Source organism: Enterococcus sp. H57, from assembly GCF_003112495.1.
GTDB classification, from domain to species: Bacteria; Bacillota; Bacilli; order Lactobacillales; family Enterococcaceae; genus Enterococcus_B; species Enterococcus_B faecium.
Window position 1 is genome coordinate 1 of the sequence record NZ_BEHC01000088.1, and the last position, 685, is coordinate 685.

Here is a 685-nt window from a genome sequence, read left to right on the forward strand (position 1 = left end):
GTACTCACTCCTTATAATTCTTTGGTCGGAACTATTTTGAGTGTAGCACAAATGACTTTTTTAGTTGTCTAGCTTAATTTTACAATCGGCGTTATATAAAATAGAAAGGAGAAAACTTTATGTCTATTTATAATTTTGAAACTACTTTAGAAGACGGCACTGTCTATTCATTGAAAAAATATGCAGGCAAACCGATAATCATTGTTAACACTGCAACAAAATGCGGTCTAGCACCTCAATTTAAACAATTAGAAGAACTTTACCAAGCTTATCAGACACAAGGTCTGGTTATCTTAGGCTTTCCTTCCAATCAATTTAAACAAGAGCTAGATTCAGCGACTGAAGCAGCAGAAGCTTGTAAAACCACTTATGGCGTTACCTTCCCTATGCATCAATTGATTGACGTAAATGGAGAAAATACAGATCCTCTTTTTACTTATCTTAAAAATGAAGCTCCTGGTACTGTCACTAAAGCAATAAAATGGAATTTTACTAAATTTTTGATTGATAGAAATGGCAAAGTAATCGAACGATTTGCACCACAAACTTCTCCATTGAAAATGACCGCTGCAATTGAATCCGTTCTTTAACTCGCGAATTGTAAAATTAAGTTAGAAAAATAAAAAGGCATTTATGGTACACTCAAATTGTATTTCCGACGAAAGAAAACAAAGGAGTGTAACCA

General features: G+C 33.7%; 1 protein-coding gene. It reads left to right on the forward strand.

Going from position 1 to position 685, the window contains the following annotated elements:
• Positions 1-119 precede the first annotated feature (119 nt).
• Entirely contained in the window at positions 120-590 is a 471-nt protein-coding gene (locus DIZ30_RS13185; RefSeq protein ID WP_002289440.1) for a glutathione peroxidase, read from the forward strand.
• The last annotated feature ends 95 nt before the right edge of the window (positions 591-685 follow it).